Here is a 22,842-nt window from a genome sequence, read left to right as displayed (position 1 = left end):
AACCTCAACGCCGCAACCCGCCCGGTAGTACACCGAACTTTCTTTTAAAAGCAGCCGTGAAATGATGTGGATGCTGATAACCCATCCGCTCTGCCACTTCATTGACATACCATTTTTCATCCTGCAACAGCCTTCTGGCTTCCTCCATCCTCAGATCGTTGAGATAGCCGAAAACCGTACGGTTAAACAATGCCTTGAAGCCGGCTTTGAGTTTTGTTTGGTTGATACAGGCCATGCGTGCCAGGAAGCGCAGGGTACAGGGCTCTTCAAAGTGCGTGTCCAGATAGGTTTTAACGGCATACAGACTTTCGATGTCAACAGCGCTGAGTTTTATACCGGCCGGCTGGTTATCCAGCTGCTGCACCTGCAGTAGAAACAGCTCTGTGGCCTTAGCTTCCAGGTATATACCCTTGAGGTGGCCGGAGTAGGGCGCGTGCTGCATATCATGGATGATGGTACGCATCGCAGGTGTTATAGAGGCTACAAAATCAAACGCTGGCGCCTGTACGAAAGTGGTGTCGCGGAAAGCCGTCATAAAACGGCTGTCTTCCGTATACAGCTGGTCAAAAAAATCTTCCGGCAATGCAAGCTCAAAGAAGGACCTGGTCTTGTTGCCGGTGGCAGATACCTTCAGGTCGTAGGCTCGGGTGTCTTCACGGTATACAACAAACTGTTGCCCGCCGAAGCTGCGGGTGCTGACAGGGATACAGCCCAGTGGCTCTTCTAAACGAAAGTGAGAGACGACAGATGGGCGTTGTGGTTGAAAGGCCAGTATCTTTTCCTGCGGGTTCACATAGCTGGCCCACCGTAGATCGATCTGATGGAAGCCAATAGTGTGCATGCTAAGCTGATAGCTTGGCTCTTCACAGATAACCTGCTGTTGTTCGTACAATGGAGATGGATGCCCTGATTTCATTTCGTCTTTTTACGTTGGTATTGCGTCGTTTCACGTTAACAGCCCCGCTGTTTGTAGTGTTAGGTTTGTGCCCATAAAAATAATGAATACATATGGAAAACAAACAGTACATCACGGTGTTTGGAGCCACCGGCAGGGTAGGGGGAGCAGTGCTCCGGCTGCTTTCTCAGGCACAGATACCCGTCATCGCAGTAACACGTAACCTTAACAAAACAACCGAAATACCAGGCGTCCAATGGATGGCCGCTGAGATGACCACCAGGGAAACATTATACCGGGCCATGGAAAACAGTAGCACGGTTTTTCTAGCCTCGGCCACAGACGAGCAGATGGTCCAGGCCCAGTGTAATGTGATAGAAGTGGCCAGGGAACAAGGTGTGCAGCATATCGTAAAGTTATCATCAGCTATGGCCGATCCGAATGCATCCCTTTTTATCGCCAGAGCCCATGGCCAGATTGAAGAAAAGCTCCGGTCTTCCGGACTGGCAGGCACCCTGCTGCGGCCTAATGGCTTTATGCAGAACTGGCTGCTGGGAGTAGCCCATACCGTCAAGGCACAACGAAAGATATTCGAACCCACCGGTGATGGTAAAAGGACTTATATCGATATGCTCGATATTGCGGAAGCGGCCTGTAAGATACTGATGCAGCCTTCACAGCATATGGGGCAGGCCTATTTGCTCAGCGGTGGCGAAGCCATCAGTTACCATGAGCTGGCTGCCTTGCTCAGCACGGTTTTACAGGAAGACGTCGTTTATGTGCCGGTGAGTGAAGAGGCGGCAAGACAAAAAATGGAACAGCGTGGTCTGCCATCCTGGGCAATAGAAACCTTCCTGGCCTATGCAGCTGAACAGCGACAGCATCAGGCGGGCTGGATAAGCCCCGATCTGCCCGCTTTGCTGGGTAAACCGGCCCGAACAGTGGTCTCCTTTGTATCCGCACATAAACATGCCTTCCAGTAATTTTACTAAAATATACCGAATGGTATATTTTAGTAAAATTGCCTTACCTTTGCCGGGTAGCGGCATCATAAGCCGCCTCATTATCTGAGATTAAATTATGTAAGATGAATACAAGCAATTACGACATTGTTGTGATAGGCTCCGGTCCGGGCGGTTATGTATCTGCTATCCGGTCGGCGCAACTGGGATATAAGGTAGCCCTGGTAGAAAAATATGATACACTGGGAGGTACCTGTACCAATGTGGGTTGCATACCAGCCAAGGCTTTGCTGGACAGTTCAGAGCATTATCATAAAGCAGATGCACAGTTTAAAACGCATGGAATTAAATTGTCTGCATTGCAGCTCGACTTCAACCAGTTTATTCACCGCAAGAACGAGGTGGTAAAACAAAATGCATCCGGTCTGGTATATCTGATGAAAAAAAATAGAATCGATGTACACCATGGGCTGGGTAGTTTTATTGATGCCACGCACCTGAAAGTATCTTCTGACAAGGCTGAGCAGGTGCTTGCCAGTAAGTATTTTGTGATTGCCACTGGTTCCAAACCATCTTCTCTTCCAGGTATTACTATCGATAAAAAAAGAATCATCTTCTCTACGGAAAGTTTGTCGTTGCCTTCCCAACCGGCCTCCATGGTCATTATCGGCGGTGGTGTGATAGGAGTGGAGCTGGCTTCTGTATATGCCCGCATTGGTACAAAGGTGACTATCCTGGAGTATGCTGATTCGCTGATTCCTACTATGGACAGGGATCTGGGAAAAGCGTTGCAGAAATCACTGGCCGGACTCTCTATCGATATACAGCTGAGCAGCAAGGTGCAGACAGCCGTTAATACCGGAGAAGCGGCTGTAGTGGGCTATCTGGACAAAGACGGTAAACAACAGGAACTGGTAGCTGACTATTGCCTGGTAGCAGTAGGCAGACGTCCCTATACAGACGGCTTAAACCTGCAGGCAGCAGGAGTGGAAGCAGAAAAAAATGGAAAGATCAAAGTAAATAATACCCTGCAAACCACTACACCGAATATATATGCCATCGGTGATGTGATCAGCGGTCCTATGCTGGCGCATAAAGCGGAAGAAGAAGGTACGCTGGTGGCGGAAGTGATCCATGGATTAAGGCCGCATATGAATTATCATCTTATCCCCGGTGTTGTTTATACCTGGCCGGAAGTGGCCGGTGTAGGCGCTACGGAAGAAGAGCTGAAAGCCAAAGGTATTGTTTATCGGGTGGGTAAGTTTCCTTATATGGCCAGCGCCCGTGCAAGGGCTTCCATGGACACGGAAGGTTTTGTGAAAGTGCTGGTAGCAGAAGCATACAACGAGGTGCTGGGCGTACATGTTATCGGACCCAGAGCAGCTGATGTGATCGGCCAGGCAGTAGTGGGAATGGCACATGAAACCACTGCTGATGAAATGGCGCACCTCAGCTATGCGCATCCCACCTACTCTGAAGCGTTGAAAGATGCGTTCCTGATGGCTTCCGGAAAAGGAGCGATCAATATCTGATTGTCACAATAGTTATACTGTTTGAAAGATAAGAGGCGTGGGCAACCACGCCTCTTTGTATTATCCCGTTACCTATTCTCTGCATGATAGGCTGCTGCAAATACCTGTGCAAACGCTTCCAACCTGCTGCCGGTTTTGGGAATGTCGGGCTGTTGATAAAAGTCTTCGAAAAGTTTTCCTGTCCTGATAGCAGCACCCAGCTCTATATAGTTGGCTGCAATATGGGCTGGCAGCCCGTTGGCTACCAGCATGTCAAAGTATTCGTTGTCCGGATATTCTACCCATGGCAGCCCCGGCCGGCCGATCGCCTGTCCGAGTACAGTTGCTGATTCGCCGGCTGTTCGTATATCGCTGACGATATACTGAATACTCCTTTGGTGCTGCGCTGTCGTGGTGAGTGCCGCCGCTGCTGCGTCTGCAATAGCAGGTATATCTACCATTACAACAGGTGTGCTGGCGGGATAATTTCTGCCAATAACGCCCTGATGCCGGATCTGCGCGATCTCCGCAAAAAAGTTGATGTAAAAATTAGCCGGCCGCAAATGAGTGAGCTGTATCCCCTCCAGCTGATCCAACGCCTGTTCTACATCATACAGTCCGCTGACAGGCCCGCATCCGTCTGGTGAATGAGCGCCAATGCTGCTGAGGTTGACCACTCGTTTAATGCCCGCCTGACGTATAGCCTGTGCGTATATCTGCCCGGTCTGACGGATAGACGCTCTCCAATCAGTATGATCAAATTGAATGGGAACCATGGTATATACTGCGTCTGCATCTCTGAAAGCATCTGTCAGAAAATCAATCTGCTGTATATCACCAATTGCAGGAACAGCACCGATGTCCTTAATGGCCGGAGCTTTCTGAGGATCGCTGCTGATAAGGGTTACATGGTGTCCTTCCCTTACTAATTTTGTAACCAATAATTTGCTAATATTGCCAAGTGAGCCTGTTATTGTGTATCGCATAGATAAATGATTATGATAGCAGCAAAATTATTTTTGTTGATTCGTCCTGACAAGGACTTACCCGAAAGTATGTAGTATGACCGCCATCAAGGAAAACTCCACTTATCAGCAAAACAAAGCTGAAGGAATGCTCAACTGCCCCGTTTGTTACATCATGGACAAAATAGGCGGGCAATGGAAACCGAGTATTATTTATCATCTGCTGCCTGGTCCCAAACGTTATGGCCAGCTGAAAAAGGATATCTCTTCCATTACTGAGAAAATGCTGACCCAGAGCCTGAAACAGCTGGAGAATGATGGTTTGGTGAAAAAACATCCGGGCACCGGCCCTTTTTCTTCTGTTTTTTATGAGCTGACGGAAGAAGGGCATTCCCTTTTACCCGTCGTACAGGCGATGGCGTTATGGGCTATCAACAACAGCAAACGGACCCCGTACGATCCTTATGGTATCCTGAAAGATGTTTTATAAATGTTGTATCTGCCAATGCAACGGGTTACAGATAAAAAGTGAAAAATTATCATCATGGCAACTAAAATTTCCACAGAAAAAAATGTATTTCGCTGAAACTGTTTGCCAGTAAGCATTTTGAATATTTCTACTATTTGTTTTTTATGTTTTTGTTAACTCTTGGCACAGACTTTGCAAAATGCCTCCCTGTTCTAACAACGGTACCGTATATATTAACAACTTTAGAATGTTATTAGCAACAGGACAGAATATTATAATTTAACCCAATCCAATTTTTATGAGGATGTTTACAACTCTTGGGAAGTCTCTCATGATGGCTTCTTCTGTATTAGCATTGACTGGAACTGCGTTTGCGCAGGAAAAGGATAGTACCCAAAAGGTTACCCGTGTTACTCCCTTTAATGGTGTGAAAGATTACCGTACATGGTCTGTTGGCGTATGGGGCGGTGGTTCCGCTGCTATCAGTCCGTTTGGAGGTCCTTACTATTTTAATAATTTCGACTTTAAGAATGTTGGTTTTGTGTATGGTGCTTATGTGAAAAAACAAATATTTCACAACTTCGGCCTGCAGGCAGACTTCATGCGTGGTCAGGTAAAAGGAGCTACCAAAGCAGCGCAGGCATTAACTGATATACATGGTAATGCGGCTGCAGGTGGCATTAAATCCTTTAAAACAGATATCGACTGGTCCGCGTCAATGAGTGGTGTGTTTAGCCTGGGATCTATCAACTGGATCAACAAACAGAGTTTTGTAATACCATACGTTTCTGCAGGTGCTGGTGTAATGGGCTTCAAACCTGTGGTGACAGCAGCCGATGGTACTGAGACTGCAGTAATGACTTCCGGTGGTAAAGCCACACATACTGAAATGTTTATTCCGGTAGGTGTAGGTGCGAAATTCGTAGTAGCTCCTGGTGTAAACATCGATCTGGGTTACACCGTGAATTTTGTGGACAGCAAAGTGTTTGATGGCGTTAACAGCGGCAATAAAGACAAGTTCTCTACTGCGCGTCTGGGTCTTGAATTTGCCCTTGGCAAGAAAAGAAAGCCACAACTGGCTGTTGTAAATCCTGCTGCTCAACTGGCAATGGATTTACAGGATAAAAATGCTGCCCTGAAAAACTCTCTGGCAGAAAGCGATTCCCGCAACCAGTCTGCTATCAGCCAGCTGAAAGGTGAAATCGCTGATATGAAAAAGGATACTGATGGTGACGGCGTTCCTGATTATCTGGACAAATGCCCTAACACACCATCCGGTACTAAAGTAGATGGTGCTGGTTGTCCTTTACCCACTCCTCAGGTACAGGTGGTGAAAGAAAAAATCATCGTTACTGAAGCAGATAAAAAAGTGGTAAAAGATGCGATCGATAACCTGGAATTTGACCTGGGTAAAGCTACCATCAGACCTACTTCTTTCTCCAGCCTGGACAAAGTAGCTGCGCTGCTGGTAGAGAAAAACTTCAGCCTGAAACTGGCCGGTCATACTGACAATACCGGTTCTGCCGCTACTAACCTGCGTCTGTCCAAAGGACGTGCTGAAGCTATCAAAGCTTATCTGGTGTCTAAAGGCGCTAATCCTTCCCGGATCGAAGCTACCGGATATGGTGCTGCACAGCCTATCGCTTCCAATAAAACAGCCGAAGGCCGTCAACAAAACAGAAGAGTAGAATTTACTTTATACTAATCTTCTTATAACATCCATTTTTTAACTTGCCTTCAATACTGAAAAGCTGTTCCTGATAAAGGAGCAGCTTTTCTTTTGCAGGCAATAGTTTTTATTTTATTGGGCTGGATGAAGGCCGGCTTGCTGGCTGCGGGCTTTGGATACTTTTCTGCCACGGAAGAAAAGATAGAGGTTGAAGAACAACATAATGCCCAGGTAAATAAAGAACCCACCCAGTTTGCTGCTTAGTACTTCCACAAGGGTCTGTGCGTCAGGTACCTTCCAGCTTACTTTCATAATCAGAAAAGCAAAGCCAATGTTGAGCAGATAAAAACCTGTTTCAAAAAGAGCGTTGGTGGCCATGGCCAGGTCTTGTTTGCCATGGAAAATGTCGAGCATGAATACGCTGCTGTTTTTAAACAGTATCCATGCTACCAGCCAGGTGACTACAATCACTACCGGCAGGTAAATCACATAGGTCGCAAAATTCAGGGAAGCTTGCATATACTATTATTTTATGGGATGAAATAATTGATTCCGTTTGCTGATAAAATAGATGGTGAGCATATTGAAACAATGCAGTATACCGAGGGAAAGAATGATGAAGCCGGTGCTGCCGGTAATGACAGCAAGCATTTCCGTCCAGTTGTGGATGGTGCCCCAGAAGATGATCATGAGGGTGGCATAGCCGATATTCACCAGGTAATAACCCACCAGAAGAATGTTGTTAATCGCTTCACAGAGCGTAGTGTCGTGGGGGATGAGGCCATGGAGGAAGATGCTGCCGTTGCGGTAAAAACGCAATCCTACCTGTACGGTGATAATGTAGGTAATGGCAAAGTAGATCAGGTAAGCAAGGATGTTCATAACAGTGCAGTTGCTTTTCTGATGTCAAAAGTATTTAAAGTTTCGGTATTTTCAAAAATTTCTGAAAATATATTAGTGTAAGAAGGACTGAATGGGAAGAGTAGGGGGCAATGGCTCTTTAAAATTATTCCAGCATCTTCCGGGCGTATTTGTTTTTGTATTCCACCGGTGTCATACCGGTGATGCGGCGAAACACATCGCGGAAAGTTTGGGTATCAGTGTAGCCAATATTCACCATTACTTCCTGGATGGACTTTCTGCCGATCTCCAGTTGTTTTTTGGCTCCCTCAATTTTGACCCGTTGAATGTACTCCGCTACTGTACTGCGGGTGGCCTTTTTAAAGCGACGTTCAAAAGTGCGCCGGCTCATATTAAACCGCAGGGCCAGTTCATCTACACTGAGCCGCTGTTTGTAGTTTTTTTCGATATGCTGCTGTGAAGTTTTGATGACTTCATCGTGGTGGTCTTTCAGGCCATGGAAGACAATAAAAGGCGACTGGATGTTTTTGTCGAGATCTATGGTAAAGTATTTGGCGGTATAGATAGCGATTTCGCGACCTGCATGTTTTTCTACCAGATGCAGTAACAGGTTCCAGTGTGCACTGCCGCCGCCGCTGGAATACAGCCCATGTTGGTCGGTGATCATGCGCTCATCCACCACTTCTACGGAAGGGTAAAAATATTTGAGTTCATTGGCATAGTTCCAGTGGGTAGTACATTGTTTTCCTTTCATTACGCCGGAAAACGCCAGCAGAAATACGCCGGAGCCCAGGCAGGCCACTTCTGCGCCTTCTTTATATTGTTCAGCCAACCACAGGGAATATTCCCTGTTCAGCATAACGGCTGTGGTCATATCTCCAGTGAGTGCCGGCACAATGATGAGGTCTGCATCATTCACTGCATCCAGCTGTACATCCGGTTTGATAGAGAAGGCCCCATTGTTGTAGCTGACCTCCGGTCTAATACCGGCCAGTTTGATGTCAAATAAGGGAGCTTTGCCGCTTTCTGCAAGAAAGGAATTCACCATCGCGAAAACATATTGACAATCGGCGATGGACGCTATGACCGCTCTGCGGAGGGTGAGAATGTATATCCGGATCATACCCAAAGTTAAAAGTAATTTATGACGCAAATACCCACCTAAGGTTGTCGTATTTACCCGTTAGATCTATTGGTTTCTGTTATTACCTTTGTGGTGATATCCTAAAAAAAGAAAATCATGCAGGCAATTACAACCTACTTCAATTTCATGGGCAACAGTGAAGAAGCCATGAATTTTTACAAATCAGTATTTGGCGGAGAGTTTACTACGTTTGCCCGTTTCAGTGATACACCCGGTAGTGAAAATATGCCGGCACACGAACGGAACAAAATCGTGAATATCAGTCTGACTACCAAAAGCGGCGCTATACTGATGGCCACAGATTTTCTGGAGTCTATGGAACAGCAGGTACAGTTGGGCAACAACATACATCTGGTGATCCATACAGATTCAGAAGAAGAGGTGGACAGCCTGTTTAAAGTACTTTCAGCAGGCGGAAAGATAGAGATGCCGGTCAATAAAACCTTCTGGGGCGCTTATTTCGGCATGTGTGAAGACAAATTCGGCATTAAATGGATGCTCAATTACACTTATCCTCAAAACAATTAGTACCATGTCTTTTCAAGCATATCTCGATAATATCCACACTAAAACCGGAAAATCTCCGGAGGATTTTAAAAAGCTTGGTGAGCAAAAAGGTTTCCTGCAGAAGGGAGCACTGGCTTCCGGGGTGCAAGCAGGACAGATCGTTGCCTGGCTGAAGGAAGAATACGCGCTGGGTCATGGCCATGCAATGGCCATCTACGCGTTGTTTACGGGCAAGAAGGCATAAGTGGTCATTCGTTTTCGGGGTACTCAAACCCCGTCTCTTCTTCTTTGATTTTAACAGGCCTTACCTCAATAGTAGCGGAAGGCACATATTCAAATTCAGGGTTGTCTTTGGCAATAGCGATGGCTTCTTCCAGATCATAAGCCCTGATATGATAATAGCCCACCTGTATTTCCTTTGCAGGATCGATGGCGGTGCTTTTCCAGCCGGTCTTACTTTTAGAGAGCAGCCAGCCGCTGTGTAACAGTGGTTGGGCTGCTATCAGCTGATCGGCTTCCTGCAGACGTTTGATATATACTTCACATTTCTTTACGAATTCCAGGTGCTGAGCTGCTGTCATAGCAGCTTTGGCGTCGCCTTCATTGCGGATGTAAAGCATGAATTCCTGTTTCATAACAAACGGTTTTAGCTATAAGAAGAGTGAGGGTGTGGTTCTGATTTTTTCCAGCAAACGATTTAACTGTGCTACTTCGTGATCGTCCAGGGCTGCATATACATGGTCCAGTTTGTCCAGGTTGCGGTCTACTTTTTTGAGGCGTTCCATTCCGGTGGCGGAGATGCTGACAGCCACCAGGCGCTTATCGCTGGGGTTGGGGACTTTTGTTACAAAACCTTTGGCCACCAGCCGGTCTACCAGCCGTGATACGCCCGCATTTTTTTCTTCCATCTGTTCCAGTATTTCGGAAGTGGAGAGCGCATGCGCGGCGGTATGGAGTATTTTTAAAACATTATACTGTTGGGATGTCAGTTCATAATGGGCAAAAAAAAGCTGTGACTGATCGTAGGACCAGTTGAAAGTCCGGAGAAGGTTGAGGCCCAGTTTTCTCCGGACAGGTATTTCCATGTTTTTCATAGCCTAAAACTACAAAAAGTTGTTTACTGACACAGATAACCGCCATCTACCGGGAGATAAGCGCCTGTGCAGAAACTGGCATCATCAGAGGCCAGGAATAAAAAGGCTTTGGCGATTTCTTCCGGTTTGCCGAGCCGTTTCATGGCATGTTTAGATTCCATGTAGGCCTTGCTTTCAGCTGATGCGTTGTCCATCAGTAAAGGCGTTTCTATATAACCCGGGCCAATGGTGTTGATACGGATATTGGCAGTACCGTTTTCAAGCGCGGCCACTTTGGTCATGCCCACCAGCCCATGCTTGGAAGCGGTATAGGCAGCGATGCCGATTTCACCGACCTGGCTCATGATAGAGCCTACATTGACAATGGCGCCACCACCGGGCTGTTTGCGCATCTGGGCAATTTCGTATTTCATGCCATAGAATACGCCGCTGAGATTGACACTAGTTACCTTATGCCATTCTTCAATGGTTTTTTCATGGATAGGGGCCGCATCAACAATGCCGGCATTGTTGAGCGCCACGTCCAGTCTGCCAAAGAGGGCAACCGTTTCCGCGACGGCCTTTTCCATATCTTCCGGTTTGGACACATCGCATTGCACAAAGGCTGCTGCTGTTCCTTCCTGTAATATCTCATCCAGTGTCTGCTGATTCAGTTTGAGGTCTGCAATCATCACTTTGGCGCCTTCACGGGCGGCTAATATGGCGGATGCCTTGCCTATGCCGGAGTTGCCACCGGTGATCAGCACTACCTTATTCTCAAAACGTTTCATGATTTCTGTTTTCATCAAATTTAATGATTAGTCATTAATGATCAGACATTGAAATGTTAAGATTTCCCTAAACGCTGCTTTTCACCGGCGAAATGGTGGCTTTTACCGGCAGGGGAGGTATTTTAGCCGGAATGTGTTTTACAATAGCTGTAACCAGTGTACCTTTGATGCCTTGCCTGAAGATGGAGACCATGAAAAATACCATAACGATGATTGAATAACTTGCGCGGGCAACGTAGTTTGCGTTTGATCAGGAACGAATATTGTTCCCCACATAAAACAAATCCTTTTGTAATTCACAACTATGCATACCACTTCCAAAAAAGCTGCCATCAGCTTTATCTTTATTACGTTACTAATCGATGTAATGGGTTGGGGGCTGATCATCCCGGTGATGGCCGACCTGATAGCCCAGCTGAAAGGCATTCCCGTTAATGAAGCCAGTACCTACGGCGCCCTGTTATTATCTGTTTTTGCTATTACCCAGTTCCTGTTTGCTCCGGTAGTGGGTAACCTCAGCGACCGTTACGGCCGTCGTCCGGTGCTGCTGCTTTCCCTGCTGGGCTTTGGTGTTGACTACATCATTCTGGCCCTGGCGCCTGCTTATAGCTGGTTGTTTATCGGCCGCGTTATCGCCGGTATGACCGGCGCCAGCTTTACAACAGCCACGGCCTATATCGCCGATGTGAGCACTGATGAAACTTCCAAAGCCAAAAACTTTGGCCTGATAGGCGCTGCCTTTGGGCTTGGTTTTGTGCTGGGGCCCGCATTGGGCGCTCTGCTGGCTACCTGGGGTATCCGCGCACCTTTCTATGCTGCTGCTGCTTTGTGCCTGTTGAACTGCTTATATGGTTACTTCCTGCTGCCTGAATCGCTGAGTAAAGAAAACCGTCGTCCGTTTGACTGGAGAAGAGCCAACCCATTTGGCTCCCTCAGATTCCTGACCCGGCATCCTGAAATCGGCGGGCTGGCACTCAGTTTCTTCCTCATATACCTGGGAAGCCAGTCTGTACAGGGTAATTGGAACTTCTTCACTATCTATCGTTTTAACTGGAGCGAAAAAATGGTGGGCATCTCCCTGGCAGTAGTAGGTGTATTGGTAGGTGGCGTACAGGCAGGACTCACCAGAGTGGTGAATCCCAAGATAGGCAATGAAAAGAGCATCTACCTGGGACTGGGGTTATATACACTGGGCCTGGTACTGTTTGCCTTTGCCACCCAGGGATGGATGATGTTTGCTTTCCTGGTACCTTACTGTCTCGGCGGTATCTGTGGCCCTTCCCTACAGTCCGTTATTTCCGGACATGTGCCGCCTAACCAGCAAGGTGAGTTACAGGGTGCACTGACCAGCCTGATGAGCCTTACTACCATTATAGGCCCGCTGATCATGAGCAGCACCTTCGCATATTTTACCACCGACAAAGCGCCTTTTTATTTTCCTGGTATGCACTTCCTGATCGGTGCCGTATGTATGTTGTTCAGCATCATCATCACCTACAAGGTACTTACGCGGGAAAAGAAACATAAGCCCGAACTGGCTGGTGTGATCAATGGAACGTCCGGCATCAGTGATACCCCCCTGCATTAATGCCGTCGGCTATACGAAAAAAGACAAATCCTTTTACAGGGTTTGTCTTTTTTTGATTTAGCACCTGTTAACAAAAACTGCTGTTTTATTGTACCTTCGCATTTCGAAATAACGTATATATGAACCCGTTGTTACAAAACAACCCATACGAAAGACCATTCCCTGTAAAAGCCCGCCGGCGTAATTTTGAAGCCTCCAAAACGGCTCATCCGCTATTATACGCCCTGGCAGTATTTGTGTTCACACTGGCTTCAGTATCTCTCTTTTATGTCATTGTGCTGCTGCAAAAGCTGATGAACGAACACACCACGCCTACCCAGCCACAGTGGATCGCCATCTTTGTATTCCTGTTTCTGGTAAGCGCTTTTATCCTGATTGCCCGTTACCTCTGCAGCCTGCCGGTAAGGGAGCAACTGCAATATTATAAAGCCAGCGGTAGTACCTGGCTGAGTGAAGATAAAAGACAGGCATTGCGCCTGCATGTGGTAGATATGTTTTACTCCGGTTACTGGAGCGAAACGCTGGAATATTATCCCCTGGCTGCTTTGCAGGGCAGTGGTAAATATTATTCGCTGAGACCTTCGGATGCGGCCACCTACAAGAAGTCGCTGGACCAGGACTGGGGTGTACTGACCAAAGAGAATTACCGGAAAGTGGCTCAGCAGCTTCTCACCAAAGGTTATCATGCAGAAATCTTTGCAGTGACGCTGAACCTGCGGAACGAGGACCAGGCGGTGAGTAAGCGGCTGGCAGCGCTCACCCATCTTCCTGAGGCTTATATCCTCGATTGCCTGCAATCGCGCCCTGGTGGCCGTCCGCCTAAGCTGATATGGGGATATGAATGCTGGCGTGCTGTAGTGGTGGCCAGAAATGCGTTTATGGCAGGTCATATCACAGCAGATGAAGCCTGGCATGATATGCTGCTTGCCGCCGATTATGCGTTTGAGTTATTCGACAGCTTTGAGGATTTCAATAACAACTACCGGCTGGGAAATGCCTTCTGGAGTAATTCCTATGATGTTACCAGTGAAAAAATAAAATACTATAACCTCTTTAAAGAGGAATGTAAATGGCCGATGGCCCAGCTGCCATGGCCTGCCCCCAAAGGCGTAAAATTACCTCCCGCTATGGCCAACGGTTATTTTAATGAAGTAACCATCGCCAAAAGCCTGCGGCAACAGCCCGGTGGGCTAAACTAAATCATCCGGTTTATTCGGGCCATTGATTGAACAGCTGTTCGCGTCCGGCGAACAGCTGTCTGATAAAGCTCAGTAGCTGTTCACCTGCAAAGGTGATGGTAGACTCATACGAACCATACAACAGCCAGTCATAACTGTAATCACAGTACGCTGTTTCGTAGCAGTCGGGGTGAAATTCGCTGCAGGTGATCTCTGTATCTGTAGCTTCTTCCGTTATCTCCAGCAGGTAGGGAGTGGAATGACTGCATATATAATCCTTGATAGCCTGATAATCAGCATCGGTGAGATGCATTTTGGCAAGGAACAATATGTTACCGGGGCTTTTTTCTACTAATGGGTCCCAATAATCTCCATCATAGTTCCAGCGGTCCAGCAGATGTTGCCGGACATTTTCCCGCTCTTTTTCGTTGAGGCGTCTGCGATAGGGCAGTGGCGTTATTTTTGTCAGCTCTTCGGGCGTGATTGTTTCTACATAATGAATGAACTTTTCCCTTTCGCCCTGTATGGCAGCGGCTTCTATCGGATTGTCGCTGAGGGTAAAAAGTGACTGGGCTGCATGGCCGATATGGGCCAGTGTTTCGCGGCAGGAGAGCAGGGCAGGAAAGGATTTGCCTACCAGCATCTCCACTTCTCCCAGTATCGCTGCCAGTACATTATAACGCGGGAAGAGATCGTAGTCTTTATCAGAATAGGCGTACTCAGGAAAGTCTGAGCCGGAACGTTCTTTGGCGTACCGGTTGGCCCAGTAGGTATAATTGTCTTTGCAATAACGGCGGGCTGCGGTGATCAGTGCTTCATCCAGAGTCATGGCCGCAAGTTAACGAATAAATCCTTTGATCCCAGGGCTAAAGCCCTGGGCTATAATTGTGTTATGGTCGCGAATAAATCTTTTGATCCCTGGGATATAATTGTGTCATGGTTGCCAGTTAATGAATAAATCTCCCAACCTCTAAATATACCGTACAAACCCTTATTTATCCAATTTTTGCCGCGGTGCCTGTTATAATTTTGACATCAAAACAAGGATATGACAGATGAAATGAAACTGCTGTCGCCGCTGGAAAAAGCCGGCCACAGCTTCGCAAACAGAGTAGTGATGGCACCGATGAGCAGACGCCGTTCCAGGCAGGGTATACCTGGGCCTATGGTAGCCCGCTATTACGGACAAAGGGCAGGTGCCGGTTTGATCATTGCCGAAAACAGTGCCGTAGCAGCTAACGGTGTCGGCTATCTGGACGCACCCGGTATTTATAACGATGTACAGCTGGCAGCCTGGAAAAAGGTGGTGGATGAAGTACATCAGCAGGGCGGGAAAATTTTTGTGCAGCTGGTACATACCGGCCGTATCGGGCATCCGCTGAATCAGGGCGGAGAACAGCTGGTGGCACCTTCTGCCTTAAAAGCCGAAGAAAAGATTCGTGTGCCGGGAGATCTTCATTTACCGATGGCGCAACCGGAAGTGCTGAGTACTGCTGAAGCCGAAGCGCTGGTACAGGCGCATGTGCAGGCCGCTGTAAATGCCATCGCTATTGGATTTGACGGAGTAGAGATACATGGTGCACATGGTTTTTTGCCGGAACAGTTTCTGCATCCGCTCACTAACCAGCGTACAGACCGCTATGGTGGCAGTATCGCTAACCGCAGCCGTTTTCTGCTGGAGATTATGGAAGGTGTGGTGGCTGCTATCGGTAAGGAACGTACAGGCATACGCTTATCTCCTTTTGCGGTGCTGAATGGTTTGCCGGTGTATGAAGAAGAGGAAGCGACGCATATGTATATTATCGATGCGCTGCAGCAGCTGGATATTCTGTATGTGCATTTGTCAGATCAGTCTGGAGGTGGGTCTGCACCTATTACAGCAGATTATCTGAAAGCAGTGCGTGAGCGTTTTCACAACCTGGTGATACTGGCAGGCGGACAAACCGCTGCGTCTGGAGAAACTTTACTACAGGCCGGACTGGTGGATATGATTGCCTTCGGAAGACCGTTTATTGCCAACCCTGATCTGGTAGATCGTTTCCGGCACAATATCCCGCTGACGGTACCCGATGCGGCCACTTTTTATCAGGGAGAAGAAAGAGGTTACACTGACTATCCAACGGCAGCCGCTGCAGCCGTATAATTCAGCATTCCGCTATTTTCTTAGCGAGAAAACCCTGTTCCTGTGTGGAGGTGGTAAGTACCCTTGCCTGTTTAAAACAGGCTACCGCCTTTTCTTTTTCTCCCAGGCGTTTGTAGATTTCTCCCAGCACAGCATGATAAAGATAATAACGTGCCATCTGCCGGTGTCCTTCCAGTGTTTGGAGGGCCTGCAGGGCCTGTTGAGGACCGGCTGATTCCAGGAGTACGATGCTGCGGTTCAGTACCACTACCGGATCGTGGGCGAGACTGAGCAGCGCGTCGTAATAAGTGAGGATGATTTTCCAGTTGGTAGCTGCATAATCCGGTGCGATACAGTGCTGGTAGGCAATGGCAGCTTCCAGGTGAAAAGGGGAGACATCCTGGCCGGAGGCGGCTTTGTTCATCCAGTCGTTGCCGGCACGGATCAGCGACTGGTCCCATTGCCGGCGATCCTGGGCTGCCAGCGGGATGAGAGCCCCGTCGGGTGTAAGTCTGCCTGCAACACGGGCGGCATGAAAACAAAGCAGGGCCATGAGTGCACAGGTACGTGGTTGCCGGGTGTATGCATTGTCCAGCAGCTGTTGACATAGAAACAGGGCCTGTTCAATGATATCTTCGCGGACCAGTTTATTGTTTTGGGTGGCACTGTATCCTTCATTAAACAGCAGATAGATACAGTTCAGTACTGCATGGAGCTGCTGCGGAAGCTGATCTGGTGCAGGTATCCGGGGTTTGATATGATTAGTCCTGAAATATTCTTTGGTACGGTACAGTCTTTTGGAGATGGTATCTTCTGTAGTCAGGAAAGCACGGGCGATCTCTTTGGTGCTGAAGCCACAGAGTGATTTCAGCATGATAGTGATCTGGTTTTCCGGTGAAATTTCCGGCAGACAGCAGGCAAACATCATCCCCAGAAAATCATCTTTAATATGTTGTTCCTGCCAGTAGTGGTCGATGGTGGTGGCCAGTGTGTATTCTGTAGACAAGGCCAGTCTTTCGGTATCGGAAAAGTCGAAGTTATAGTGATGTTTTTCCTTGCGGATAATATCAATGGCCTTGTTTTTAGCCACGCGGAAGAGCCAGGCTTCGGGGTTGTCCGGAATTCCATTGAATTTCCAGGTCTCCAGGCCAGTCAACAGGGCATCCTGTACCACATCCTCTACCAGGCTGTAGTTTTCCGGACCGAATATTTTCACCAGCACAGCCACCATCTTTCCGGACGCCTGTCTGAAAAGATGGTTGACTACCTGATGAATATGTGATGGCTTACTCACTTTTCAAGGTGTCTTATTTCCCGGACTTCAATAGTACAGCCGTAGCGCAGGCTGGGGCATGCTTTGGCCAGTTCAGCGGCCGCAATCGCGTCGGATGCCCTGATGATCAGATAACCGGCTATCAGTTCTTTCCCTTCTGCCAGCGGCCTGTCGGTGATGGTTGTAGTACTGAGCACAGTTTTACCTTCCGATGCCAGCTGTTGGCCTGCTACAAAATGACCTGTCTGAATGAGTTCGCCCAGCCATTGCTGCCAGTGCTCAAGATGTTGCTCCATCTCAGCGGGAGACTCTATGCCGGGCTCATCTTCGCCCCGGATGATAAAGAGAAATTCTTTCATACCTATCAGATTTTTTCTACTGCTTTTATCTGTGTAACAATAGCGGAAAGGTTAAACTCGATGTGTTCATCGGCAATTTTCCCGTCTTTCACCTCCAGGATATCTATGAAGGGAAAGGTTACCTTTCGGCCGGTGGCGGCGATGCCATTGAATTCACCTTTGTGGATACCTGTCCAGCTGCCAATAAAAACTACTTTGTTGCCGTCTTCCAGCAGCTGTTCCAGCTCGTAGCTCCCATCGAAGGCAGCGGCCCGGCCCTGCATCATTTTCAGATGTCCTTCCACGCCCAGCGGCTGTTCTGTGGCTGGGTTAAAGAAACGGTGGCTGGTAGCCAGTATGCTGCGGATGGCATCAAAATTATTGGCATTGATGCTGTCAAAGTATTGTTTTACGATGTTCTTATGTGTCATAGTCTATTGATTTTATAACACTATGACGGAATCCCCTGACAGGATTTGGACAAAAGTCCGGAATATTTTTTTGAATTTTTATGGATGAAGCCGAACAAAACCGGCATTCCGGTTTATATTGGCCCGTTGCGCTGTTTTTTATTATCTTGTAAAAAATTTGGATATCATAATCAGTGAAAAAGATGACCTTCAGAAGTATACGTATAACATTGGCACTACTGGTATTGCTGGCTTTTTCCGGTAATGTGATGGCACAGTCAGAGAACCCCGCCGTACTGGATATCACTACCGGCCTGCTCACCTGGGTGAAGCACCTCAACAGCAATGTAGATAAGTATTTTACCCGCGAGAAAGGTGCCGACCTGGGGCAGCACCTGGCAACGCTGAAGGAAGACCTGCGTGTGTATATGAAAACGAGGAAGACGCTTTCTGACAGCCTGTTTCGTCATAACATCGCGCCCGGGAAAAAAGATCCGGATAACCTGGAGGCCCTTAAAAACAAAATGGGTGCGGTAATGAACAGCATGCGCAACGTTACTGATCTGGTAAGCAATGATCTGAGGGCAGAAGGTGATAAGCTGAATGATGAAATATACGATGCCCTGTACGGACAGGAGCCCCGTTATCTCTCCAACCTGGAAGCTTTCCTGGGTGGTGTTGATGTCACCAAAAAAGACCTGGCAGTAGATGGCAGCTCCAATTATCAACGGCTGGAAGAGTGTACAGCTCTTATTGCTTCCCTGCAGGAAAAGATCGACAGAAAAATGAAAAAATAGGGTATTGAAGCAGCAATGAGCATTTTACATCTGGTGAAAGGAACGATATTACTCTTTGTGTTGATCCTGTTGCAGCTGGCTGCAACAGGGCAGGTACGTGTGAGCGGCACCATATACGACCGTACTGGCCGTTTTGGTATGGTTGGTGTAAGTGTGATGAGCAATTCCGGCGCGGGAACCGTAACAGATTCAGCAGGCCGCTATAGTATCAGACTACCGCTCACAGACTCCATCAGTTTTTCCTACCAGGGCAAGGCCACCATGAAATTTCCGGTCAATGAGATACACCCCAACCGTCCGTTTGACATGAAACTGCATGTGGATATACGGATGCTGCCCACGGTGGATGTATCGGCCAACAAGCTGAAAGATTATAGCCAGGACTCACTGGAACACCGCAACGAATACCGGAAAGTATTTGATTATGCACCGCAGCTGCTCACCGGAGCCAACAGTGGTCAGGCAGGAGTGGGCATCAATCTGGATATGATCTTCAATGCCAAAAAAATCAAGCGCATGGAGGCTTTCCGGGAACTGCTCGAGCGGGATGAACAGGAGAAATATGTAGATCACCGGTTCACTAAAGTACTTGTCAAAAAAATCACCGGCCTGGAATCACCGGCACTGGATGCTTTTATGAAGCAGTACCGGCCTTCCTATGAAATGTTCCGTTATTTTCGGAACGACTATGAATATTATCTCTATATCCGCGATAACGGCCGTTATTTTGCCAGGGTATGGGAGCTGGAACACCCCACCGTTAAGGATCCTGCCGGCCTGCATATTCTCCCTGGTCAGTAGCTGCAAACAAATCAGGACGAGGCTTCGGATTGACGAAGAAAATACCGTAAGGTTCCTGTCTAAAGATATGATAACCCGCCTGGTAAAGCTTGCTGGCTGTAACGAGAGTATCCGCCACTGCGGGTTCTGCACCACCGGTACCTTTCAGCAGTTCGGTAATATAGGTCAATGTTTCGCTACTGTCTGTTTCAATACTTACTTCATCAAAGTTGCCCCTGCCGAGGGAAAGCACCAGGAACTGAAGCTGGGTTTTGTTGGTGAGGTCCAACGTAACCGGGTCCGGTTGTTGTGACATACTTTCCTGCCATTCACGATACCATTCTGTGAGGATTATTTTCATGGTTGCTACATCTGTATAGCAATGTAACCATTATTTCCAGACAGTGGATATGAGGCAAAAAATAAATGCGGAAAAGCATACCCATTACATGATTTGATTATCTTGCCCGAAATTTAAAACCTATATCATGAAGCATATTTGGATACTGGTAGCAGGTATCACAGCTTGTCCGCTGTTATCTAACGGGCAGGACTATATTAAAAATCAGTTTGGTGGCCCGCAGGAAGCCAATCTGTTTATTTCCGGGACAGCCAAAATCGGTGCGGATTACACCGGTACAAGAGGGGCTGTCAGCCTGCACCCCGGTGACGCGGGCAATGCCGGTTTTGTGGAGTTTTTCCGGCCTAATGGTGTACGTAAAGGTATCATTGGTTACGGAAATGACTATACGATTAACTATTCCGGTGAAAATGGTACCAATCATGTTTTTACTGAGGGAAACGTAGGGATCGGTGTGCCTAACCCAACCAGTAAACTGGATGTGAATGGAGTGGTCAATGCGAGTGACATGGTACGTAGCGCTCACGCAATGGCGGTTGCTGCACCCAACGGCAACTATTCTATATTGGCATGGGATGTTTCAACGAATTATACCCCTTATGTAGGTACTATTAATACAGGGGCTGATTTTGCTATCTGGAGTGGGAATGCTGAACAGATGAGGATTACTAAGGAGGGTAACGTAGGTATTGGTACCGTTTTACCTCAATCCAAACTCGCTGTAAAAGGAACAATTACTTCCACCAGGGTAAAAGTTACTCAGGATAACTGGGCTGACTTCGTATTTGATCCTGGCTATCAATTACCCTCCCTTACCCATATTGAAAAATTCATACAGGAAAATAAACGTTTGCCGGAAATCCCTTCTGCAGCGGAAGTGAAGGAACATGGGTTGGACGTGGGAGATAACCAGGCGAAACTGTTGCAGAAAATAGAGGAACTGACTTTGTACCTGATAGAACAAAGTAAGCAACTACAGGCCCAGCAAAACTTACTGCAGTCGCAGGATAAAAAGCTGAAGGAACTGGAACTACGATTAAACACTGTTACCCACTAATTAAATCAGTAAATATGGCTACCGACGGCGTTAAAATAATTGACGGAGACACTGCGCACGATACCTACTGGGGTATCATGGACTTATACGATAGCGGGTGTGACCTTGCTGACATTGAAAGGAAATACCCACTGGATAATGGAGATGACAGCTATGATGATTTTGATGATGAAATTTATGTGACCAGCTGCGGGCTGGCCTATTGGGAGATAGGGCTGATGACTCCGTCCAGACTGGAATTCATCCGTGCTGTCATCGATAAAGGCGCAGGTGTGGAGGAGTGGAACAGCTACAGCGAAAAGGAGGGAAAAGCCAGACAACGGGTGCTGAACAGTTACTGGCAGAAAATCAGCCAGCCTAATGCTAAGATCAGGGCCAGAAAAAAATATAGGAAAATCACCAACTTTCATTTTCAACCGGATGATCTGCTGACTTTTCAGTTGAGCGATGGGCATTACGTGGTGGCTATCTGTGCAACGATAGACCAGTACAGAGGTAAATGCCATTATATGTTGGTGCCTACTACTTATTATAACACACAAAAGCCGGTGCTCAGCGACCTGTATTCCCGGGATATTCTGGGACACCGGATTGGTAGCGGGTTTCCGCCGGAAGAAATCATAGCCATGCAACCCGGCATTGAAAGAGTATGGAATTATGTAGGAGGAAAAACAAACTTCTTTTGTGGTGTTTATAAACTGGGTGTTGATCACAAAGACCTGGCTGCATTTTCGCAACGGCTGGAGAAAATAGGTACTTTACAGATAGTAGAAGGGTTGAAGGAAACCGGCATCCTGGGTTATGAAAGTAGTTTTGAAGAGCTGGAAGCGAGTTTTTTCAGAATAAAGAAAGATATTGATGCGGAGAAGCTGGGTATCTATGACAAATGGCCGGTTAGTGTACTTTGTAATATTGAATCATAAGGCAGAAATTTGATTAATTTGCAGGGATGGAACCACTGAAGGAAATGTTCAACCACGCATTTTACCGGCATTTTGTCGGTGTTTTTGCAGATGCGGATAAAAAATTTAATGCAGCAGCGTTTTTGAAGGACGTAACGGAAAAGCTGGAAAGCCGCGAGCTGAATGCTCGCTTGCGGCATACTTCATTGATGCTGGGTAAACATCTTCCCCAAAATTTTTCCAAAGCAACAGACATCCTGTTTCGTGCAGCACCTTCCCTGAAAACAGGTTATACGGCGCTGGTGCTGCCTGATTTTGTGGCGTTGTATGGAAAAGCTCATTTTGATCGTTCCATGGAGGCCCTGAAATACTTTACAACACTGGGCTCTGCGGAGTTTGCCATCCGGGAGTTCCTGAAGGAGGATTTTACCAGGACCCTGAAGGTTATGCATCAATGGGCAAAAGATGATGATCACCATGTGAGGAGACTGGCTTCTGAAGGCAGCAGGCCCAGGCTTCCCTGGTCTTTTAAGCTCGATGCCATCATTAAAGATCCTTCCCTGACGCGGGGTATACTGGAAGCGCTGAAAGCAGATGAATCACAGTATGTAAGAAAATCAGTGGCCAATCATCTCAACGATATCTCCAAAGATAACAGCAGTTATATGCTGCAGCTGGTGAAGGGCTGGGATGCTGATCATCCGCATACCGGCTGGATTATTAAACATGCCAGCCGTACACTCATCAAAAAAGGAAACAAGGACTCGCTCAGTGTTTTCAACTTTGAAAAAAATGTAAAAGTACGCCCGGACAAATTTAAGCTGAGCCATTCTGCCATACAGCTGGGTGATACACTGGAGTTTGCCTTTCAGCTAACCAGTGAAAAATCTACCCCGCAGAAGCTGGTGATCGACTATGTAGTACATTATCCCAAATCATCCGGAGAGCGGTCACAGAAGGTTTTTAAACTGAAGGAAGCAGTGCTTCCTCCCGGAGAAACAATGCGGTTCTCCAAAAAACAACAGTTTAAAGATATGACTACACGTAAGCATTACGCCGGAAAACACGTGATCGCTATACAGGTGAATGGAAAGATCCTGGCTGAAAAAACATTTGAACTGAAGATCTAGTCAGCCATTTCGTTGTATGGGCCTGCATTGGCAGGCCTCTTGTAAAAAAATACGCTTTA

The 22,842-nt window shown here is 47.3% G+C and carries 28 protein-coding genes; 14 read left to right on the top strand and 14 right to left on the bottom strand.

The genetic code is table 11. The annotated features are described in order from the left end of the window. Window positions 1-4: 4 nt before the first annotated feature. Complete coding sequence (locus KD145_RS04885; RefSeq protein ID WP_212004790.1) at window positions 5-916, bottom strand: AraC family transcriptional regulator; 912 nt, start codon at window positions 914-916, stop codon at window positions 5-7. Window positions 917-1,008: 92 nt separating this feature from the next. Here KD145_RS04885 and KD145_RS04880 point away from each other — a divergent pair, with 92 nt between their 5' ends. Then, window positions 1,009-1,878: an SDR family oxidoreductase gene (locus KD145_RS04880; protein ID WP_212004789.1), complete on the top strand. Its 870-nt coding sequence runs from the start codon at window positions 1,009-1,011 to the stop codon at window positions 1,876-1,878. A 104-nt stretch (window positions 1,879-1,982) separates the two neighbouring features. Next, window positions 1,983-3,389: a dihydrolipoyl dehydrogenase gene (gene lpdA / locus KD145_RS04875; RefSeq protein ID WP_212004788.1), complete on the top strand. Its 1,407-nt coding sequence runs from the start codon at window positions 1,983-1,985 to the stop codon at window positions 3,387-3,389. Between the two features lie 68 nt (window positions 3,390-3,457). Here the strand turns inward: lpdA and KD145_RS04870 are convergent, their stop codons facing one another. Next, window positions 3,458-4,354 carry an NAD(P)H-binding protein gene (locus KD145_RS04870; RefSeq protein WP_212004787.1) on the bottom strand — a complete coding sequence of 299 codons (897 nt, stop codon included), beginning with the start codon at window positions 4,352-4,354 and terminating at the stop codon, window positions 3,458-3,460. 76 nt (window positions 4,355-4,430) lie between these two features. Here KD145_RS04870 and KD145_RS04865 point away from each other — a divergent pair, with 76 nt between their 5' ends. Both KD145_RS04865 and KD145_RS04860 read left to right on the top strand, forming a co-directional pair. Further along, window positions 4,431-4,823 carry a helix-turn-helix domain-containing protein gene (locus tag KD145_RS04865; protein ID WP_212004786.1) on the top strand — a complete coding sequence of 131 codons (393 nt, stop codon included), beginning with the start codon at window positions 4,431-4,433 and terminating at the stop codon, window positions 4,821-4,823. A gap of 283 nt (window positions 4,824-5,106) precedes the next feature. Next, complete coding sequence (locus KD145_RS04860) at window positions 5,107-6,507, top strand: OmpA family protein (protein ID WP_212004785.1); 1,401 nt, start codon at window positions 5,107-5,109, stop codon at window positions 6,505-6,507. Window positions 6,508-6,603: 96 nt separating this feature from the next. Here the strand turns inward: KD145_RS04860 and KD145_RS04855 are convergent, their stop codons facing one another. The 3 genes from KD145_RS04855 to KD145_RS04845 form a co-directional block, all read right to left on the bottom strand. Then, window positions 6,604-6,990 carry a hypothetical protein gene (locus KD145_RS04855; protein ID WP_212004784.1) on the bottom strand — a complete coding sequence of 129 codons (387 nt, stop codon included), beginning with the start codon at window positions 6,988-6,990 and terminating at the stop codon, window positions 6,604-6,606. A gap of 6 nt (window positions 6,991-6,996) precedes the next feature. Beyond that, window positions 6,997-7,353, bottom strand: a complete 357-nt coding sequence (locus KD145_RS04850) for a hypothetical protein (RefSeq protein WP_212004783.1) — start codon at window positions 7,351-7,353, stop codon at window positions 6,997-6,999. A 124-nt stretch (window positions 7,354-7,477) separates the two neighbouring features. Further along, window positions 7,478-8,455, bottom strand: a complete 978-nt coding sequence (locus KD145_RS04845; protein WP_212004782.1) for a GlxA family transcriptional regulator — start codon at window positions 8,453-8,455, stop codon at window positions 7,478-7,480. A gap of 117 nt (window positions 8,456-8,572) precedes the next feature. Here KD145_RS04845 and KD145_RS04840 point away from each other — a divergent pair, with 117 nt between their 5' ends. Together KD145_RS04840 and KD145_RS04835 are read left to right on the top strand one after the other, a co-directional pair. After that, a complete protein-coding gene (locus tag KD145_RS04840; protein WP_212004781.1) occupies window positions 8,573-9,004 on the top strand; it encodes a VOC family protein in 432 nt (143 codons plus the stop codon). A gap of 4 nt (window positions 9,005-9,008) precedes the next feature. Beyond that, complete coding sequence (locus tag KD145_RS04835) at window positions 9,009-9,227, top strand: DUF4287 domain-containing protein (RefSeq protein ID WP_212004780.1); 219 nt, start codon at window positions 9,009-9,011, stop codon at window positions 9,225-9,227. 4 nt (window positions 9,228-9,231) lie between these two features. Here the strand turns inward: KD145_RS04835 and KD145_RS04830 are convergent, their stop codons facing one another. The 4 genes from KD145_RS04830 to KD145_RS04815 all read right to left on the bottom strand — a co-directional run bounded on the left by KD145_RS04830 (window position 9,232) and on the right by KD145_RS04815 (window position 11,052). Beyond that, on the bottom strand, window positions 9,232-9,618 hold the full coding sequence (locus KD145_RS04830; RefSeq protein WP_212004779.1) for a YciI family protein: 387 nt from the start codon (window positions 9,616-9,618) through the stop codon (window positions 9,232-9,234). 15 nt (window positions 9,619-9,633) lie between these two features. Beyond that, complete coding sequence (locus KD145_RS04825) at window positions 9,634-10,068, bottom strand: MarR family winged helix-turn-helix transcriptional regulator (RefSeq protein WP_212004778.1); 435 nt, start codon at window positions 10,066-10,068, stop codon at window positions 9,634-9,636. A 32-nt stretch (window positions 10,069-10,100) separates the two neighbouring features. Beyond that, complete coding sequence (locus tag KD145_RS04820; RefSeq protein WP_212004777.1) at window positions 10,101-10,847, bottom strand: SDR family NAD(P)-dependent oxidoreductase; 747 nt, start codon at window positions 10,845-10,847, stop codon at window positions 10,101-10,103. A 67-nt stretch (window positions 10,848-10,914) separates the two neighbouring features. After that, entirely contained in the window at window positions 10,915-11,052 is a 138-nt protein-coding gene (locus KD145_RS04815; protein WP_212004776.1) for a hypothetical protein, read from the bottom strand. A gap of 99 nt (window positions 11,053-11,151) precedes the next feature. Between KD145_RS04815 and KD145_RS04810 the strand changes: the two genes are divergently transcribed. Continuing rightward, entirely contained in the window at window positions 11,152-12,435 is a 1,284-nt protein-coding gene (locus KD145_RS04810) for a TCR/Tet family MFS transporter (protein ID WP_212004775.1), read from the top strand. A gap of 119 nt (window positions 12,436-12,554) precedes the next feature. Then, window positions 12,555-13,634, top strand: coding sequence for a DUF1266 domain-containing protein (locus KD145_RS04805; protein WP_212004774.1), 1,080 nt, complete (start codon window positions 12,555-12,557; stop codon window positions 13,632-13,634). A gap of 10 nt (window positions 13,635-13,644) precedes the next feature. Here the strand turns inward: KD145_RS04805 and KD145_RS04800 are convergent, their stop codons facing one another. After that, window positions 13,645-14,442, bottom strand: coding sequence for a hypothetical protein (locus tag KD145_RS04800; RefSeq protein WP_212004773.1), 798 nt, complete (start codon window positions 14,440-14,442; stop codon window positions 13,645-13,647). A gap of 219 nt (window positions 14,443-14,661) precedes the next feature. Between KD145_RS04800 and KD145_RS04795 the strand changes: the two genes are divergently transcribed. Next, the gene (locus tag KD145_RS04795; RefSeq protein ID WP_212004772.1) at window positions 14,662-15,756 is read left to right on the top strand and encodes an alkene reductase; all 1,095 of its coding nucleotides are present in this window, start codon (window positions 14,662-14,664) and stop codon (window positions 15,754-15,756) included. 1 nt (window position 15,757) lies between these two features. Here the strand turns inward: KD145_RS04795 and KD145_RS04790 are convergent, their stop codons facing one another. Genes KD145_RS04790 through KD145_RS04780 form a run of 3 tightly spaced genes read right to left on the bottom strand, consistent with a single transcriptional unit; the run spans window position 15,758 to window position 17,777 of the window. After that, window positions 15,758-17,029 (bottom strand): RNA polymerase sigma factor, encoded by a 1,272-nt coding sequence (locus tag KD145_RS04790; protein ID WP_212004771.1) that lies wholly within the window; start codon window positions 17,027-17,029, stop codon window positions 15,758-15,760. Beyond that, the gene (locus tag KD145_RS04785; RefSeq protein WP_212004770.1) at window positions 17,026-17,367 is read right to left on the bottom strand and encodes a YciI family protein; all 342 of its coding nucleotides are present in this window, start codon (window positions 17,365-17,367) and stop codon (window positions 17,026-17,028) included. The genes KD145_RS04790 and KD145_RS04785 overlap by 4 nt, the downstream gene beginning before the upstream one ends. 5 nt (window positions 17,368-17,372) lie before the next feature. After that, window positions 17,373-17,777 carry an ester cyclase gene (locus KD145_RS04780; RefSeq protein ID WP_212004769.1) on the bottom strand — a complete coding sequence of 135 codons (405 nt, stop codon included), beginning with the start codon at window positions 17,775-17,777 and terminating at the stop codon, window positions 17,373-17,375. 182 nt (window positions 17,778-17,959) lie between these two features. On the opposite strand from KD145_RS04780, the gene KD145_RS04775 reads away from it, so the two are divergent. Both KD145_RS04775 and KD145_RS04770 read left to right on the top strand, forming a co-directional pair. Beyond that, window positions 17,960-18,553, top strand: coding sequence for a hypothetical protein (locus tag KD145_RS04775; protein WP_212004768.1), 594 nt, complete (start codon window positions 17,960-17,962; stop codon window positions 18,551-18,553). Between the two features lie 15 nt (window positions 18,554-18,568). After that, on the top strand, window positions 18,569-19,354 hold the full coding sequence (locus tag KD145_RS04770; RefSeq protein WP_212004767.1) for a carboxypeptidase regulatory-like domain-containing protein: 786 nt from the start codon (window positions 18,569-18,571) through the stop codon (window positions 19,352-19,354). Here the strand turns inward: KD145_RS04770 and KD145_RS04765 are convergent. Beyond that, the gene (locus tag KD145_RS04765) at window positions 19,314-19,694 is read right to left on the bottom strand and encodes a hypothetical protein (RefSeq protein ID WP_212004766.1); all 381 of its coding nucleotides are present in this window, start codon (window positions 19,692-19,694) and stop codon (window positions 19,314-19,316) included. The genes KD145_RS04770 and KD145_RS04765 overlap by 41 nt on opposite strands. A 127-nt stretch (window positions 19,695-19,821) precedes the next feature. Here KD145_RS04765 and KD145_RS04760 point away from each other — a divergent pair, with 127 nt between their 5' ends. From KD145_RS04760 to KD145_RS04750, 3 genes are read left to right on the top strand one after another with little or no spacing between them, the layout of a single operon-like run. Next, a complete protein-coding gene (locus KD145_RS04760; protein ID WP_212004765.1) occupies window positions 19,822-20,751 on the top strand; it encodes a hypothetical protein in 930 nt (309 codons plus the stop codon). A 14-nt stretch (window positions 20,752-20,765) separates the two neighbouring features. Continuing rightward, the gene (locus KD145_RS04755) at window positions 20,766-21,674 is read left to right on the top strand and encodes a hypothetical protein (RefSeq protein WP_212004764.1); all 909 of its coding nucleotides are present in this window, start codon (window positions 20,766-20,768) and stop codon (window positions 21,672-21,674) included. A gap of 26 nt (window positions 21,675-21,700) precedes the next feature. Next, complete coding sequence (locus tag KD145_RS04750) at window positions 21,701-22,783, top strand: DNA alkylation repair protein (RefSeq protein ID WP_212004763.1); 1,083 nt, start codon at window positions 21,701-21,703, stop codon at window positions 22,781-22,783. The last annotated feature ends 59 nt before the right edge of the window (window positions 22,784-22,842 follow it).

Origin of the sequence: Chitinophaga sp. HK235, assembly GCF_018255755.1 — a bacterium.
In the GTDB taxonomy this organism is placed as follows: Bacteria; Bacteroidota; Bacteroidia; order Chitinophagales; family Chitinophagaceae; genus Chitinophaga.
This window is presented reverse-complemented; position numbering and strand designations above follow the sequence as displayed.

Excerpts from the sequence above, each read along its gene's own strand:
- KD145_RS04860 (WP_212004785.1), top strand. The coding sequence starts at position 5,107 with ATGTTTACAACTCTTGGGAAGTCTCTCATGATGGCTTCTTCTGTATTA.
- KD145_RS04785 (WP_212004770.1), bottom strand. The coding sequence starts at position 17,367 with ATGAAAGAATTTCTCTTTATCATCCGGGGCGAAGATGAGCCCGGCATA.
- KD145_RS04840 (WP_212004781.1), top strand. The coding sequence starts at position 8,573 with ATGCAGGCAATTACAACCTACTTCAATTTCATGGGCAACAGTGAAGAA.
- KD145_RS04760 (WP_212004765.1), top strand. The coding sequence starts at position 19,822 with ATGAAGCATATTTGGATACTGGTAGCAGGTATCACAGCTTGTCCGCTG.
- KD145_RS04810 (WP_212004775.1), top strand. The coding sequence starts at position 11,152 with ATGCATACCACTTCCAAAAAAGCTGCCATCAGCTTTATCTTTATTACG.
- KD145_RS04795 (WP_212004772.1), top strand. The coding sequence starts at position 14,662 with ATGACAGATGAAATGAAACTGCTGTCGCCGCTGGAAAAAGCCGGCCAC.
- KD145_RS04835 (WP_212004780.1), top strand. The coding sequence starts at position 9,009 with ATGTCTTTTCAAGCATATCTCGATAATATCCACACTAAAACCGGAAAA.
- KD145_RS04755 (WP_212004764.1), top strand. The coding sequence starts at position 20,766 with ATGGCTACCGACGGCGTTAAAATAATTGACGGAGACACTGCGCACGAT.
- KD145_RS04870 (WP_212004787.1), bottom strand. The coding sequence starts at position 4,354 with ATGCGATACACAATAACAGGCTCACTTGGCAATATTAGCAAATTATTG.
- KD145_RS04800 (WP_212004773.1), bottom strand. The coding sequence starts at position 14,442 with ATGACTCTGGATGAAGCACTGATCACCGCAGCCCGCCGTTATTGCAAA.
- KD145_RS04855 (WP_212004784.1), bottom strand. The coding sequence starts at position 6,990 with ATGCAAGCTTCCCTGAATTTTGCGACCTATGTGATTTACCTGCCGGTA.
- KD145_RS04850 (WP_212004783.1), bottom strand. The coding sequence starts at position 7,353 with ATGAACATCCTTGCTTACCTGATCTACTTTGCCATTACCTACATTATC.
- lpdA (WP_212004788.1), top strand. The coding sequence starts at position 1,983 with ATGAATACAAGCAATTACGACATTGTTGTGATAGGCTCCGGTCCGGGC.
- KD145_RS04880 (WP_212004789.1), top strand. The coding sequence starts at position 1,009 with ATGGAAAACAAACAGTACATCACGGTGTTTGGAGCCACCGGCAGGGTA.
- KD145_RS04780 (WP_212004769.1), bottom strand. The coding sequence starts at position 17,777 with ATGACACATAAGAACATCGTAAAACAATACTTTGACAGCATCAATGCC.
- KD145_RS04865 (WP_212004786.1), top strand. The coding sequence starts at position 4,431 with ATGACCGCCATCAAGGAAAACTCCACTTATCAGCAAAACAAAGCTGAA.
- KD145_RS04765 (WP_212004766.1), bottom strand. The coding sequence starts at position 19,694 with ATGAAAATAATCCTCACAGAATGGTATCGTGAATGGCAGGAAAGTATG.
- KD145_RS04750 (WP_212004763.1), top strand. The coding sequence starts at position 21,701 with ATGGAACCACTGAAGGAAATGTTCAACCACGCATTTTACCGGCATTTT.
- KD145_RS04770 (WP_212004767.1), top strand. The coding sequence starts at position 18,569 with ATGAGCATTTTACATCTGGTGAAAGGAACGATATTACTCTTTGTGTTG.
- KD145_RS04885 (WP_212004790.1), bottom strand. The coding sequence starts at position 916 with ATGAAATCAGGGCATCCATCTCCATTGTACGAACAACAGCAGGTTATC.
- KD145_RS04845 (WP_212004782.1), bottom strand. The coding sequence starts at position 8,455 with ATGATCCGGATATACATTCTCACCCTCCGCAGAGCGGTCATAGCGTCC.
- KD145_RS04825 (WP_212004778.1), bottom strand. The coding sequence starts at position 10,068 with ATGGAAATACCTGTCCGGAGAAAACTGGGCCTCAACCTTCTCCGGACT.
- KD145_RS04815 (WP_212004776.1), bottom strand. The coding sequence starts at position 11,052 with ATGGTATTTTTCATGGTCTCCATCTTCAGGCAAGGCATCAAAGGTACA.
- KD145_RS04775 (WP_212004768.1), top strand. The coding sequence starts at position 17,960 with ATGACCTTCAGAAGTATACGTATAACATTGGCACTACTGGTATTGCTG.
- KD145_RS04805 (WP_212004774.1), top strand. The coding sequence starts at position 12,555 with ATGAACCCGTTGTTACAAAACAACCCATACGAAAGACCATTCCCTGTA.
- KD145_RS04820 (WP_212004777.1), bottom strand. The coding sequence starts at position 10,847 with ATGAAACGTTTTGAGAATAAGGTAGTGCTGATCACCGGTGGCAACTCC.
- KD145_RS04830 (WP_212004779.1), bottom strand. The coding sequence starts at position 9,618 with ATGAAACAGGAATTCATGCTTTACATCCGCAATGAAGGCGACGCCAAA.